The organism is Amycolatopsis sp. FU40 (genome assembly GCF_021903635.1).
In the GTDB taxonomy this organism is placed as follows: domain Bacteria; phylum Actinomycetota; class Actinomycetes; order Mycobacteriales; family Pseudonocardiaceae; genus Amycolatopsis; species Amycolatopsis dendrobii.
The window spans coordinates 1,937,432-1,952,037 of record NZ_CP091381.1 but is presented as its reverse complement, the minus strand read 5'-3'; the positions used below and the strand labels follow the sequence as shown (position 1 = coordinate 1,952,037).

Below are 14,606 nucleotides of genomic sequence, written 5' to 3'. Positions count from 1 at the left end.
AAAGGAGCGGACCCGGCGCGGGACCCCCGGTTCCTAGTAGATGTTGGACGGGCGGACCATGCCCTCGGCGAGGTCCCCGAAGCCCGGCGCGATGATCGAGCCCGGGTTGACCACGACCTCCTCGACCACCGCCGTCTCGGTGGTGATCACCAGCGCCGCGATGGACGCCGCGCTCTCCAGTGCCGAGCGGGTCACCTTCAACGGGTCGATCACCCCGGCGGCGAACAGATCGCAGTACCCGCCGGCCAGCGCGTCGAACCCTTGGCCGTTGGGCAGTCCCGCGACGCGTTCCCGGACTTCGGCTCCCTCGTACCCGGCGTTGGCCGCGATCCAGTGCAACGGCTCGCCCAGCGCCCGCAGCACGATGTCGCGGCCGTGCGCCGCGTCGCCGTCCAGGTCCAGATCCACCTGGAGCGCCGCTTGCGCCAGCGCCGCACCGCCGCCGGCGACGACGCCCTCCTCCAGCGCGGCCCTGGCCGCGGCCAGGGAATCCTCGACACGCAGCATCCGGTCCTTCATCTCGACGCTGGTCGCAGCGCCGACCCGCACCACCGCGATCCGCCCGGACAGCCGCGCGATGCGCAGCCGCAGGCTGTCCTGGTCGTGCTCGATCCTGGCCCGCTCCAGCTGCTTCTCCAGCTGGCCGATCCGGGCGCGCACCACGTCCTCGGCCCCGGCGCCGCCGAGGATCGTCGTCGAGTCCTCGGTGATGGTGATGTGCGCGCAGCGGCCCAGGTCCCGTTCGGTGACCTCGGCCAGCGTGACGCCGGAATCCTCGCTCACCACCCGCCCGCCGAGCGCCGCGGCGAGGTCTTCCAGCTCGGCGATCCGCCGGTGCCCGAAGCCCGGCGCGCGGACCACCGCGCCCGCGAACGTGCCGTGCACGTTCCCGCTCACGATCAGCTGCAGCGCCGGACCGTCCACGTTCTCCGCCAGCACCACCAGCGGCCGGTCCAGCCGGCGCGCCGCCTCGACGGTCGGCATCAGGTCCTGCACCTGGCTGATCTTCTTGTTGGTCAGCAGCAGCACCGGATCGGCGAAGCTCGCCTCCATCCGGTCCCGGTCGGTGACCATGTACGGCGACGTGTAGCCGTGGTCGAACTCGATCCCGTCGGCCAGCTCGACGCTCAGTCCCGGCTGGTCGGACTCTTCGATCTCCACCACGCCCGCACGGCCCACCGCGGCGAGCGCCTGCGCGATCACCCGGCCGATCCGCTCGTCGTCGCTCGCCGCGAGCGTCGCGATCCGCTCCAGCTCGGTTTCGCCGGACACCGCGACCGCGGACTTGCGCAGGTATTCCACGACCGCTTCGACGGTCTCCTCGATCCCCCGCCGCACCCGCATCGGGTTCGCGCCCTCGCCCAGCGCGGCCAGGCCCTCGCGCACCATCGCCTGTGCCAGGACGGTGGCGGTCGTGGTGCCGTCGCCGACCGCGCCGTTGGTCTTCATCGCGACTTCCTTGACCAGCTGGGCGCCCATGTTCGCGAACGGCTCCCCCAGCTGGATCTCCCGGGCGATAGTCACCCCGTCGTTCGTGATCGTCGGCGGGCCGGTCAGCTTCTCCAGCACCGCGTTGCGCCCCTTCGGGCCCAGCGTCGCCTTCACCGCGTCGGCCAGGGTGTTGACCCCGAGCTCGAGCTGCCGCCGCGCCTCGACGCCGAACCTCAGCTGCTTCGCCATGATGGTCTCCGTCCTTTCCTTGCGGTATCAGGGAATGAGGATCGCGCGGCCGCGGACCCGGCCGGCGCTGAGATCGTCGATCGCCTGCTGGAAGTCCTCCAGCCGGTACTGCGCGGTGTGCAGCTTCACGTCGCCGCGGGCGGCCAGCACCATCAGGTCCTGCAGATCGGAGTACGAGCCGACCAGGTTGCCGACGAAGTTGATCTCGGTGGAAATGATGTCGATCGTCGGGACGTCGATGTTCTCGCCGTAGCCGACCACGTAGTAATTGCCCGCGCGGCGCAGCATCCGGACGCCCTCGGCGGTCGCGCCGCCCTCGCCGACGAAGTCCACCACCGCTTCCGCGCCGTGGCCGCCGGTCAGGTCGAGCACCGCGTCCACCTGGGACCCGTCGGCGACGATCGTGACGTCCGCCCCGATCTCCTTGGCCAGCGCCAAAGCTGCCGGGTTGCGGTCGAGCACGACCAGCGTCGCCGCACTCATCGCTTTCAGGCACTGGATGCCGATGTGGCCGAGCCCGCCCGCGCCGATGATCACGCAGACATCGCCGGGCCGCAGCAGTTTCGCCGCCTTCGCAGCCGCGTGCTGCGCGGTGAGACCGGCGTCGGCGAGCGCGGCCACCTCGGCCGGTTCGAGATTGTCGGCCAGCTTGACACAGGACCGGGCAGACGTGCGGAGGTACTCCGCGTACCCGCCGTTCGTGTCGATGCCGGGGAAATCCGACTGCTCGCAATGCACGTCGTCGCCGCGCCGGCACGCCCGGCACAGCCCGCAGGTGATCAGCGGGTGCAGGATCACCTTGTCCCCCACCGAGACGTTGGTGACCGCGTCGCCGACCGCGTGCACCCAGCCCGCGTTCTCGTGCCCGATCGTGTAAGGCAGCGCGACGCCGGATTTCTCCGCCCACTGCCCTTCGAGGATGTGCAGGTCGGTGCGGCACACCCCGGCCGCGCCGACTTTGACCACCACGTCGAGCGGACCGGCGACCTTCGGCTCCCCTACGTCGCGGAGTTCGAGATTCCGGTGGTATCCGGTGACCTGGACGGCTTTCACGATCGGCTCCTGGTGTCGACGACGAGCGGCGCGGCCCCGTCGGGATCCGCGTACCGGGTGGCGAGCAGCCCGCGGCAGAAATGCGCGTTGCCCTCGATCGAAATGCGGGTGGCGGCCGCCAAACGCAGCCACAACGCGGCGTCCTGCTTCCCGACCGGACGGCCGGCGTGGTCCACGACCACCCGCGCGTGCGCGTCGGTCGGCAGCCCGATCGCTTCCCGCCGGCGCAGCAGTGCGTTCTTCAACCGCCCCTCCGGCAGGTCGAACAGCTCCAGCAGCGGCAGCTCTTCGAGCGACCACGCGCCGCCGGCCAGCACCGCACGACAACACCGTTCGACCGCGGCCAGATGGGCCTTCCGCTGGAACGTCCGGCGGAGTTCGTCGAGGCTCTGCTCCGCCTCGACGCCGAACGTGCCGACGTATCCGGCCCCGCCCGCGAGACCGCTGTTGATCTTCTCGGAATCGTGGTGATCGTCCAGCAGCACCCGGACCCGGCCCGCGTCCGGAAGCGCCGAGAGCGCGTCGTAGGCGTCCGAGACCATCAGATACGCGAAATTCGGGGCGCAGAAAGAGGTTGGCAGTCGCAGGTGCACCTCCACGCCCGCGTCGTCGATCGTGACCGAGCGGACGAAGCCGAGTTCGGTCACCGGCTGGTCCAGTTCGGGGTCGAACACCGTCGCCAGCGCCGACAGGACCTGCGCGTCCAGGGAAACCGCGGCGGCGGTCATCGCGCACCGGCCTCCGCGCGCAGCCGGAACTGCGCCGGCACGTCCAGGTCGTACAGCGCGGCCGCGTTCAGCCCGAGGATCTTTTTCTTCTGCGCCACGGTGATCCGCGGGTACTCCGGGAGGTCTTCCGGGATCTGGAAGTCCACGAACCGCTCCACCAGCCACTGCGGCGTCCAGAGCGCGTAGTCGCTGCCGAAGAGGATCTTGTCCTCGCCGAGCCAGTACAGCAGTTCGCCGATAATCTGCGCGAAGTAGCGCGGGCGGGCGTGGATGAACGGCATCGCGACCGCGAGCCCGCCGTACACATTGGACTCCTGGGTGGCGATCCAGCAGAAGTCCTCCAGCCGGGGCAGCCCGACGTGCTCGACGATGAAGTTCAGGTCGAGGTAGTCGGTGGCCACGTGGTCGATGTCGGCCACGTCGAACGCGTCGCGGTCCAGCGGCCGGATCGTCGGTCCCTTGTGGACGTGGATGTTCTTGATGCCCAGTTCCAGGCATTCTTCGAGGTAGCGCCGCGACCAGGGGTCGTCCAGCCGGTAGCCGCGGGAATCGCCGTGCCATTCGGCGGTGTAGAGCTTCACGCCCTTGAGCCGCATCTCCTCGGCGTCGCGGCGCAACTGCTCAAGCCCGGCCTCGCCGTCGCGCGGGTCGTAGGCGTGGTTGTAGGTCAGCTTGCCGGGATGCTGGCGCACCAGGTCGAGGCATTCCCCGGTCTGGCCGAAGTTGTTGCGGTAGAAGTCCCGCAGCAGCGTGGCCTGGAAGATCGCGTGGTCGACGTGGCCGTCGCCGAAGACGTCCTTCATCAGCCGCTCGCCGCCGTAATAGGTGTAGGTGTCGTAGTCCCACGTCACCTGCTCCGGGCTGAGGTTGCGGTGGTAGTCGTAGAAGCAGTCGATGAACTGCTTCCCGTGCACGTTCTTGATGTTCGACTCCCGCGCGTCCCAGATGTGGACATGCCCGTCGACGACGTAGTACTGCTCGCCATCCTTTTCGTACATCGGAGATCCTCGCCCTTCGTTCGTGCTCGCAGTGGTGGGGTGGGAACGCGGCGGCGGGCGGCTCGGCCCGCCGCCGCGCGGTTCGGGATCCGGCCTCAGCCCTTGGCCAGCAGGTCGAAGCCGATGTACTCGGCCGCGTCCTCCGGGCTGGCGAAGAGCAGGGTGCGGTCGTCCAGGTGCACCATGCGGCCGTAGTGGGTGGAGCTGATCTCCTCGAAGACCGAGCCGTCGAACTCCTGGCCGAGCGCGTCGGTCAGTTCGGCGTAGTCGAATTCGAGCAGCCGGGTGCCGTCGACCCGGATCATCGACGGGTACTCGACCAGCCCGACCCCGTCCTTGGCGCCCATCACGTCGGCGACCACCCGGCCGATCGGGGTGTTCATCAGGGTCACGCCGCACATGTTCGAGATTTCGGTCTGCGCACCGAACTTCATGTCGCTCACTGGTCCAGCTCCTTCGGAACGTCGAGCCCGATCTCCTCGAGGAGCTGGGCGAACTTCTCCTTGCTCGCGGCGAGCGAGTCGGCGAACGTGCGCGCCTTCTCCGCAGGCTGCGACCAGATCGGCTGCAGCGCCTCGGCCGCTGCCAGGCACCTCGGCACCCAGGTCGACAACCACTCGCCGAACAGCTCCTTGTTGGCGGCGCCGTGTTCCCCGTCGCGGGTCAGCATCTGGAACAGCGACCGGGTGTAGGCGAGGTCGCGGCTGTAGTCGTACTCGCCGGTGCCGACCAGCGTCGGCGTCACGTAGTCGCCGTTCGCCGCCGAGACCTGCATGACCAGCTCGGACCGGAACAGCTGGCCGACCAGCTGCTCGAAAACCACATTGGTGGCGAAGAGCAGTTCCGCCCAGTCGCCGACCGCCGTCAGCTCCTCCACCACGCGACGAGTCGGCTGCCATTCCTCCGCCGACTGCCAGACCGCCCGGTGCGTCTCGCCGTCGAAGGACTCCAGCGAGTCGGACAGGTCGAGGTTGAACAGTGCGAGGTCCTGGGCGAAGCGCATCTTGTGCGCGGCGGTGACCGCCACCGCGGTGTTGATCATGTTGGTCGGGCCGGAGCGCTGGATCGAGGTGAACACGTGCAGCGCCAAGCCGTTCTCGGCGTGCATCCACGCGCCCAGGTTCCGCGCGATGAAGGTCTGCCACGCCGGCTTCCAGTGGGCGTAGGCGCCTGCGCGCTTGGCGTTCTCCAGGCTGAGCGCGACCTGGCGCACCACGGCGGAGTTGTTGCGGTAGAGCGTCTGCTCCCACTCTTCGTTGGGGTCGAGGAACGCGTGCCAGTTCGAGGACTTCGCCCGCGTCCATTCCTGCGGGTAGCCGCCGGGTCCGTCGCCGAAGCCGTAGATCCAGCCCTGGCTCAGGTGCCGCTCCGGGTCGGGCTGGACGTCGACCGTCACGTCCTCGTACACGGTCGCGCGCATCTTGGCGGGCTCGAAGTAGTTGTAGCTGCGGCTCTTCGAGCTGGGGAATTCCAGCGCGCCGGCTTCGGAGTCGGTGAACTCCACTTTCGGGAAGCTGCGTGTCGCTGTCGGACTGCTCGCCATCGTCGTTCTCCTGTTACTGATCGTCACTGACCGAGGTCGTGAACTTGTCGTAGAACACCTGGTCTTCCGGAACTCCTTGTCTCGCCGCGAGATCGAGCGCGGCATCGACCATCGGCGGCGGCCCGCAGAGGTACACCTCGGCGCGGTGCAGCTCCGGCTCCCGGGCCTCGACCACATCGGTGACCATCCCCGGTTCGGCCGGCACGCCGAGTTCGCCCCCGCCGTCCGCGGACTCCGACAGCGCGACGACGAACCCGAAGTCGGCCAACTGCTCCCCCAATGCCCGGATCTCGTCCAGACAGAACAGATCCGCCGCGGTGCGGGCGCCGTAGTAGAACCGGATCCGCCGGGGGTCGGCCGTTTCCGCGAGGTGCCGCAGGAGGCTGAGCACCGGGGCCATCCCCGCGCCGCCCGCCATCAGCACCAGCGGAAGCACGTGCCCCTTCTTCAACGTGAAGTTGCCGTACGGTCCGCGCAGCAGCAGGGAATCCCCGACCGAGAGGCCGTCCTCCAGCAACGCGGAGAACCGGCCGCCCGGGTACTTCTTGATGAGGAATTCCACGTGGTCGGCGGTCGAGGGCGTGGTGGCCATCGAGAAGGACCGGCAGTCCTCGGTGCCCGGGATGGTCAGCTCGGCGTACTGCCCGGCCTTGAACTCGAGCGGTTTCGCCGTCCGCAGCCGGAGGCCGACGATGTCGCGGGTGTGCGGCACGATCTCGGCGACCTCGGTGGCGATCTCCTGCAGCGGAGCCGAGTTGAGCAGCTCGTCCTCGTCGAAGTTGAGCAGCTCGATCGTGCAGTCGCTGTAGGCGTGCGCCCGGCAGAGCAGCAAGTAGCCTTCCTCGACCTCCGCGTCGTTGCACGCGAACGTCGAATACCGCTCCATCTGCAAGTCGCCTTCGAGCACATAGGACTTGCAGGCCGAACACTGCCCCTCGCGGCAGCCGTGCATGAGGTGGATGCCCTGGCGGAAGGCGGCGTCCAGGATTTTCTCGTCCTCGGTGACCTCCATCTCGACGCCGACCGGCTCGAAGGAGATGCGGTGCTTGTCGCCCATGGGTTTCTCGATTCTTCCGGCAGGGTCCCGCGGCCGGACCGCCCGGACGCGGCCGCGGGACCCGGGCTCGTCAGGCGACAGTGACGTTCGGGTTGGCGCGGTAGGCCGCGGCCCACTGCTCCCGCTCGGCGTCGGTCATCTCGTTGAGCGCGACGTTCGGGCTGGCGAACCGGATGCCCCGGATGTCGTCGAGCGTCCAGAGCTTCTTGGCGTCGTCGAGGTCCAGGTGCGGTTGCGGGATCAGCGTCTTGCCGTCGTCGCGGACGTAGCCGAGGTCCTTGACGATGTCGGCCAGGTCGCGGTCGTGGTGCAGCGTCTCCCATTCCCGGTGCCCGGTGAGCCGTCCCATGTTCGGCGTCTCGCGGCCCTCGTACTCCGGCCGGAAGGCGACCTTGTCGGTCCAGGCGCAGGTCTCCGAGCAGTAGGTGCGCCACTGGTCGTCGACCTTGTCCACCACCAGGTCCTCGCGCACCAGGCAGGGCACCATGCAGGTCCAGCAGCGGTGCGGGTACTCGTAGCCGACGTCCTCGAACGCGATCGGCTTGTTGCGGCCCGGGTAGCGCAGCCGGTTGTAGGCCTCCCACCACTTGCCGAACTGGTCGTACCAGCCCGGGTACTTGTCCTCGAACCATTCGAAGTCGGCGTCGGTCATGCCGTCGATGCGCCAGTAGTTCACCGGCCAGCCGGTCGCGAAGAACTGCGCGACGCGGTGCACGTAGTGCTTGTTGGTGATCCGGTTCCACGCTTCCTCGACGAGGTCGTGCGGGATCACCAGGCCGTACTTCTCCAGCGGCAGCAGGTAGCTGCGGTAGTAGTCGTCGTAGATCCAGCGCCGCCACATCTCGGCGTAGGACTCGCGGTCCTTGCGGCGGTCCTTGGTGCCGTACTCGATGAAAGTGCCGATCGCGGCGTCCACCACGCAGTGGTTGTTCCACCACGCGTACCGCAGGTCCCGCTCCAGCAGCGGCCGGTTGCGCTCGTCGGCCAACGCCATCAGCAGGATCGAGTAGCCGTTGCTGATGTGCCGCGACTCGTCGGACTGCACCGAGTGGAACACCGTCGGCAGCAGGTAGTCGCCGTTGGCCGCGGCCTCGTCCGGCATCGCCACGAACAGCGTGTTGGTGAACGCGGTCTCGGCGACCACAGTCAGGTAGATGTTCGCCGCGGTGATCGCGTCGCCGGTGATGAAGCCTTCGCCGAACTGGCGGCCGATGGTGCCCGCGTAGTTGTTCGCGAACGCCTTCTCGGTGATGTCGAACCCGGCCGGGTCGATGTAGTTGTTCATGTACAGCTTTTTGAGGTTCATCTGGATCGTCGAATGCCGGACCTCGTCGATCATCTGCACCGCGAGCCCGTTGTGGATTTCCGGGTTCGGCACCGCGTCGATCGCCATCGGCATCGCCCGAGCCGCGGAGATCTCCGGGAACGGGATGATCGAGAGGAACAGCTTCTGCCATTCCAGCCAGCGCTGCTGCACCTGCCGGAACATGTTCCCGCGGATGGCGCCGTCCATCGCGCCGAAGACGCGGTTGTCCTTTTCCTCCTCCATCGGGAAGTAGGACCGCATGATCTGCTTCAGCGGGTCTTTCTTCGGCGCTTTTTCGAACGTGTAGTCCGTCCCGAACCGGGTCGCCGGCGTGGCGAACGTCGGCTCCCACGACAGCTCGGTGATCTTGTTGTGCGCCTTGGTAAGGCTCTGCCTGCTCACTGGGGCCTCCTGGAACCGGCGGCATCTCCGCCGCTGTCCGTCTGACCGGCAGAGTGTGTGCCGGGAAATGCCCGCGTTCTATCTCAATCTGAGATCGCGCCGACGGGCAGAAAAAACCCGCTCTCGCACCAGGAGAGCGGGTTCGAAATCAGCTTTCGATCAGCCGAATACGGTCAGGTGCCCGTAATCCGGCAGTCCGCTGTGCACACCGGAATCAGCTCATTTCGTCGACGATGCCGAAGGCGCGGATTTTGCGGTAGATCGTGGCCCGGGACATCCCGAGATCCCTGGCCGCGCGTTCCTTGCTGCCGCGGTTCGCGGCGAGGCTGCGGACGATCGCGTCCCGCTCGATGGTCTCCAGCTTGGTGAGCCGGCGCCGGGTGAAGGTGCGGCATTCGGCGGGAAGATCGGCGACGTCGAGGACGCCGCCGTGCACCTGCTGCGCCGCCGCGGCGAGCACCCGGTCGAGCTGGCGGACGTTGCCGGGCCAGGGCAGCCGCATCAACTGCCGGACGCAGGCGTCCGAAGCGGACAACGATCTGCTGCCTGCCCGGCGGGCCAGCAAATGCGGCACGAGCCGCTGCACGTCTTCGATACGGTGGCGCAGCGGCGGAACCTCGATCTTCCGCGCGAAGAACGCCATCACCGCACCCTGAATGCCGGGATCGACGGGTTCGCTGCCGACAGTCGCCACCACCCACGAGGGCGCGTGCTGCGCCGGATCGTTCTGCCACGCGGTGAACAGATCGGACAGCGCGGGCAGCACAGTGTCGTCCAGCGCGTCCAAATGCCGGAGAAGAACAACGGGCGGGTCGCTGCAAGCCGCCTCCTCGGCGAGCGCGGGCAGCCATTCTTCATTGAGGTCAGCCGAAGCGCAGTCGACCACAACCTGCCTGCGTCCGTGGCGCAGCGCGACCGCGCGGGCGATGGCCGCCTTCCCCGCGCCGGTTTCCCCGCTCAGCGCGAGCCACTGCCCGCCGCCGAGGCTCGCGTCCGCCGCCGCGCAGGCCTGCCGCCACGCGGGGCTCGCACCGGCCACACCGGGCAGCTGAAGTTCGGCATGCGCGGAAGTGCGCCGGGAGACAGTCTGGTTCTTGACCCGGAAGATGCCTCCGGCGAGCACTTCGCCGTTGTAGACCGGCCGGTACTCCAGACGAGCGCTGATCCCCGACGGCAGATCGGCCAGCACCGTGGCGGGTTTGGCCGAACCGGCGAGATCCGTGGCATGCGTGATCAGCGCCGAGCGGTCGGTGACGTCGTAGCGTTCCTCGGCATGGCTGTTGACCATGACGACGTCCCGGTTGACCGCCAGGACCGCCCCCGAACCGCGCCGGCAGGCGGCGAGGTACTCGCGGAAGAGGCTCAGTTCGCGCGCTCCGGTGCTGGCGAGCATCGCCTCTTCGATCCGCTTCGCGGTGGTGCGCGCCAGCGTCAGCAGGAGCGGGCCGGACGCTTCGGCCCACGAGGTGAGGTCGAGAACGCCCGCCAGGTGGCCGCGGACCGGATGCACGATCGGCGCGCCGGCGCATTCGAAGCCGGTCAGCTCGCCGTTGAAGTGCTCGAAACCGGACACCAGCACAGACTTCTGGCATTCCAGCGCGGTGCCGATGCCGTTGGTGCCCACCGATTCCTCGGCATAGCTGTAGCCCGGGGCGAGCGACACCTGGTCGAGGCCTGAGGTGAGCGCCCGATCGGTGCTGATTCGGTCGACGACCAGGCCGTTCGCGTCGGTCAGCAGGATCGCGGTCGGATGGCCGGCCAGTTCTTCGGACAGATTCGCCAGCACCGGAGCGGCACTGTGCGCGAGCAGGCTCTCCTCGTCGCGATCGGACACGTAGACCGGCTCCGGCCGCTCCACGCCGACCCGGTTCTCCAGGGCCCGCTGCCACGACGCGGTGATGACGTCGCGCACCCCCGACACCTCGGGCGAGCCCCGGGACAGGAACAGTTCCCGCAGGTCGCGCATGGTCTCGTTGCCTCGAGTCGCCACCACGTCTCCTTTGACGTCCAGTGCCGGGGGTCCTGCTTACCCCACACGCAACCATGGTGCACTCGTGGCGCGCGTCACCTTGTCTCATAGTGAGACAAGGTGCGGACAGCGGCAAGGCAGTCCCCACCCACCCGGCGATATGGTGCTGGATGCCCGGTTCCGAACGCAGGCCTACCCGTCGGCGGCAGGCAAGGCCCCCACGGTCATCGCGCCGGCATCACCGCTCACACACGAACACCCTCCGGAACCGACCCTGCGCATAAGTTCTCTCGTTCGACCGCATGTCTTAAGACACCCATGAATGCGGCGACGGAGGATCCCGTGACCGATCAAGCATTGACAGCGGAACAGATTGGCCGCGCGCTTCCCCTGCCCCGCCGCTCCGCGGGCGCACCCGCCCGCGAGCCGCTGCTCCTCGGAAACATCCCGCCGAGTACTTCCGACCACTCCATGACCTACGCACTGGACCGTGCAGACCGGTCCGGCCGGATCTCCCGTCCGAAGCACCCACTTCGTACAGCTTCCGCACTCAGCGAGGCAAGCAGCCGGCATCGAAGCCGGCGACGCCGTACTCCTGGCCGCCGCACCCGCACACAGCCTGCTGCTCGCACACACACGAACCGCCCTCGACGCCATGATCAACAGCCACTTGCAGTCCATCTCGCCTCCGAGCGCGCAATGACTGCCGACGCCACGCTCGCCGCAGCACACCTCATCATCGGCGAACTCGGCATCTCAGCCGAACAGCTACACCGCACCGCGCCCCCGGCGCCCGCGCCTACTTTCGCGGACTACCTCCCCCGCGTCGCACAAGCCGTCACGCCAGGAGCCCGCCGCATCTACCAGCCCTACTGGAACATCGTCCCGGCGGACGCCGGATCACGGCGCCGCCGGGCCCTGGCTCAGAAATCCCGAGTAGACGATCTTCAACAGCACCGCGTAAGCGTGCTGCTGGTCCGCGCTGATCTGCTGTTCCTCGGTCAGCCATTTGTTCAGCGCCTCGATCCGGCCGATGACGCGGCCCAGGTCCGCCAGGACGTCGGCCGGCGCGGGCTTGAAGATGCCTTGTTCCACGAAGCGGACCACCGTGCCCAACCCGCAAGCCGGCGGATGCCAGGTCCGCCTTGGTGTCGCCCAAGGCGTGGTTCAGCACGCCTCGCGGGAAAGGAAGCCACCGCCACAACGTGTACGCGTCCTGGAAACTCAGTATTCTGCTCTTCGTCCGATTCTACTTGTACCAGAACGACACAACCCGGCCGTCCGGTCCGATGATCCCGCCCGGCCCGCCGCCGGGAGTCTGGTGTTTGACGCCGATCTGGCCGTCTTCGAAGAACTCCCGGTAGGCCCTGAACCCCTTCTTCCCGCCGGGCTGCTTCAGGCTGCCCGCCCACGCCTTCGCGTCCGCGAGGTACGAAGTGCTGAGACCTGATGGACCATAGTGGACGGGTTGAGAACTGACCGTCCAGCGGCTTCGCGACGTGATCGAACAAGGGTCCCTGGTGGAGGGCGAAGGTGAACGCTTCCGGAGAGAACAAGCGCGACGCGGCCGACCACGGCGATCTGATCGGACGGTTCGTCGACCGGACGATCGACGCCGGCAAGTTCGAACAGCAATACCTCGACCTGATGAAGAACGACGAAGCTCTGCACCCGGACGACGTGTTCGCCGTGCTCGACAAGCTGTTCTCCGAGGTCGACGAGTACTTCGCAGCCCCGGAAGCTTCGCCAGCAGAGCGTCGTGACCTGGACGAAGTGTTGCGCCGACACGCCGCCGCCGCGCTGGCACGGCTGCAACAGCTCGGAGCACTCGGATAATCAACGCACGCAACGGACGAAGCGCGAGCTTCCGCAGGAGCGTGCAACCCGCCCTCGCGACACCGACGTCATTGACCCGTGGAGAGGCGCTGGCTTCACCGTCCCAGCAGATCGACCGGCAAATGGGGCACCGACGGCCCTCAGCCGGTCAGATCGCCCTCCTTCTCGTTCTTCGCCGCGTAAAAAGCCAGCTTCTCCTCATCCACCTCGACCCCCAGCCCCGGCCCGGACGGCACCGTCAAGCGGCCGTTCGACAGGTGCAGCGGTGCCACGATGTCGTCCGCGTGCAGGTAGTACATGCTGTCGATCGCGCGGGAGAGCACCGGCGTGCTCGCGACGACCGCCAGGTGTGCGGCGGTCGCGATGCCGAGTTCGCCGCCGCTGTGGAGGTTCATGCCCAGGCCGAACGTTTCGCAGTGCGCGGCGAGCGCCTTGGTGGCCGAGATGCCGCCCCATTTGTACACATCGCCGTGGATCACGTCGACCGCGCCGAGGCGCACTGCCGGGGCGAACTCCTCGAAGCGGACGACACACATGTTGGTGCACAACGGAATCCGCACTTTCGCGCGCACCTGGCTCATTCCTTCGATGCCGACGCACGGGTCCTCTAGGTACTCCAGGTCCAGTTCCTCCAGTGCGAGCCCGGCGCGGATCGAGTCGGGCACTGACCACGCGGCGTTGGGGTCGACGCGAAGCTCGAGGTCCGGCAGTGCGCTGCGCAGCGCGCGCAGGATCTCTACGTCGCCGCGCACGTCCCGGGTGCCCTTCAGCTTTACGGCGGTGAAACCGCCTTCGGCCACCACTTTCGCTGCGTGCTCGGCCAGGCCCTGAGCCAGTTCCGTGCCTTGCGCGCCGGGTGCGTCGGCGCGGGTGATCAGCGCGGTGATCGGCACCTCGGTGCGCACCGGGCCGCCGAGAAGATCGGTTACCGGCTGGCCGGTCGTGCGGCCGATGAGGTCCCAGCACGCCACGTCCAGCGCGGCGAGCGCGGCATAGCCGAGGTAGCCGTGGAAGAACGGGACCATGTGGTGGCGGCGGTGGAACGCTTCGAGGGCGAACGGGCTGGTCCCGATCATCTCCGCGCCCAGTTTCCGGGTCAGCTCGGCGACCGGGCGGCCCCACATCGTCTCGCCCCAGCCCTGCGCCCCGGTGTCCGTGCGCAGCCGCACCACGGTGCGGGTTTCGCCGGTCTTCGTCTCGAACGAGCTGGTGAACGGGTTGGTCAGCGGCAGGTTGACGACCCGCACGTCGACGTCGGTGATCTTCATCGCGCCCCTTCGGTGGATGCGTGGCTGTCGCGGGTGCTGCGGTCGAACGCCCGGATCGCCTCGGCGAGCGCGGCGCTGCGCCCGGCGAGCAGTTCCGCGCCGTGCGCGGCGGTGGCCGCGGCGGCGTCGTCGGTGGTCCCGCCGGCGCGGGCCCATTCGCCGTGCCGCTCCACGGTCAGCCCGGGATACGGCGAGTCGGAGAACAGCGGCGGCGGGTCGACGACCGGCCGCGGCTCCGGCGTGCGCACCAGGTCCGGGTGCGCCGCGAGCATGAGCGAGGTCTCGAACATCCCCGCGTGGCCCGGCGACTGGCCGTCGCCGAGCGAGAAGTACGAGCACGCGGCCAGCGCGACGTCCGCGCGCAGCACGTACTGCTTCACCGCGAGCCGCATGATCTCGTCGTTGCCGCCGTGGCCGTTGACGATCAGCACGCGCCGGTATCCGCTGGCGGCCAGCGAGTCGAGCAGGTCGTCCAGCACCGCCTGCAGCGTCGACGCGCGCAGCGACACCGCTGCCGCGAACAGGTGGTGCGGGCTGTGGCCGAACGGCAGCGCGGGCAGCCGCACCACCTCCGGATCGCCGCCCAGCCGGGCCAGCGCGGCGTCGGTGACCGCTTCGGCGAGCATCGTGTCGGTGCCCATCGGCAGGTGCCCGGCGTGCTGTTCCTGCGAGCCGATCGGCAGAACCGCGATCGCGGACCGCCCGGCGGCGCGCGTCTCCTGCCAGGTCATTCGCGTCAGTTCGGACATGTGGCCTCCCTTCTCGG

Annotated in this window: 13 protein-coding genes; 1 reads left to right on the top strand and 12 read right to left on the bottom strand. The window is 68.4% G+C overall.

The window, feature by feature from the left end; all coding sequences use genetic code 11:
* Positions 1–33 precede the first annotated feature (33 nt).
* The 10 genes from groL to L3Q65_RS09840 form a co-directional block, all read right to left on the bottom strand.
* Entirely contained in the window at positions 34–1,680 is a 1,647-nt protein-coding gene (gene groL / locus L3Q65_RS09885; RefSeq protein WP_237599409.1) for a chaperonin GroEL, read from the bottom strand.
* A gap of 27 nt (positions 1,681–1,707) precedes the next feature.
* Positions 1,708–2,733, bottom strand: coding sequence for an NAD(P)-dependent alcohol dehydrogenase (locus L3Q65_RS09880; RefSeq protein WP_237599408.1), 1,026 nt, complete (start codon positions 2,731–2,733; stop codon positions 1,708–1,710).
* Positions 2,730–3,461, bottom strand: coding sequence for a metal-sulfur cluster assembly factor (locus L3Q65_RS09875; protein ID WP_237599407.1), 732 nt, complete (start codon positions 3,459–3,461; stop codon positions 2,730–2,732). Before L3Q65_RS09875 ends, L3Q65_RS09880 begins: the two co-directional genes overlap by 4 nt.
* Positions 3,458–4,459: an amidohydrolase family protein gene (locus L3Q65_RS09870; RefSeq protein ID WP_237599406.1), complete on the bottom strand. Its 1,002-nt coding sequence runs from the start codon at positions 4,457–4,459 to the stop codon at positions 3,458–3,460. The genes L3Q65_RS09875 and L3Q65_RS09870 overlap by 4 nt, the downstream gene beginning before the upstream one ends.
* 95 nt (positions 4,460–4,554) lie before the next feature.
* Complete coding sequence (mimD, locus tag L3Q65_RS09865; protein WP_237600875.1) at positions 4,555–4,893, bottom strand: propane 2-monooxygenase effector subunit MimD; 339 nt, start codon at positions 4,891–4,893, stop codon at positions 4,555–4,557.
* Between the two features lie 5 nt (positions 4,894–4,898).
* Positions 4,899–6,002 carry an aromatic/alkene monooxygenase hydroxylase subunit beta gene (locus L3Q65_RS09860; protein WP_237599405.1) on the bottom strand — a complete coding sequence of 368 codons (1,104 nt, stop codon included), beginning with the start codon at positions 6,000–6,002 and terminating at the stop codon, positions 4,899–4,901.
* Between the two features lie 13 nt (positions 6,003–6,015).
* Positions 6,016–7,059, bottom strand: coding sequence for an FAD-binding oxidoreductase (locus L3Q65_RS09855; RefSeq protein ID WP_237599404.1), 1,044 nt, complete (start codon positions 7,057–7,059; stop codon positions 6,016–6,018).
* Between the two features lie 70 nt (positions 7,060–7,129).
* Complete coding sequence (locus tag L3Q65_RS09850; RefSeq protein WP_237599403.1) at positions 7,130–8,767, bottom strand: methane monooxygenase; 1,638 nt, start codon at positions 8,765–8,767, stop codon at positions 7,130–7,132.
* Positions 8,768–8,981: 214 nt separating this feature from the next.
* Positions 8,982–10,757 (bottom strand): sigma-54-dependent Fis family transcriptional regulator, encoded by a 1,776-nt coding sequence (locus L3Q65_RS09845; protein WP_237599402.1) that lies wholly within the window; start codon positions 10,755–10,757, stop codon positions 8,982–8,984.
* Positions 10,758–11,636: 879 nt separating this feature from the next.
* Positions 11,637–11,843, bottom strand: coding sequence for a hypothetical protein (locus L3Q65_RS09840; RefSeq protein ID WP_237599401.1), 207 nt, complete (start codon positions 11,841–11,843; stop codon positions 11,637–11,639).
* Between the two features lie 426 nt (positions 11,844–12,269).
* Between L3Q65_RS09840 and L3Q65_RS09835 the strand changes: the two genes are divergently transcribed.
* Positions 12,270–12,572 (top strand): colicin immunity domain-containing protein, encoded by a 303-nt coding sequence (locus L3Q65_RS09835; RefSeq protein ID WP_237599400.1) that lies wholly within the window; start codon positions 12,270–12,272, stop codon positions 12,570–12,572.
* Positions 12,573–12,712: 140 nt separating this feature from the next.
* Here the strand turns inward: L3Q65_RS09835 and L3Q65_RS09830 are convergent, their stop codons facing one another.
* Positions 12,713–13,840 (bottom strand): mandelate racemase/muconate lactonizing enzyme family protein, encoded by a 1,128-nt coding sequence (locus L3Q65_RS09830; protein ID WP_237599399.1) that lies wholly within the window; start codon positions 13,838–13,840, stop codon positions 12,713–12,715.
* Positions 13,837–14,589, bottom strand: a complete 753-nt coding sequence (locus L3Q65_RS09825; RefSeq protein ID WP_182894910.1) for a creatininase family protein — start codon at positions 14,587–14,589, stop codon at positions 13,837–13,839. Before L3Q65_RS09825 ends, L3Q65_RS09830 begins: the two co-directional genes overlap by 4 nt.
* Positions 14,590–14,606: the final 17 nt, after the last annotated feature.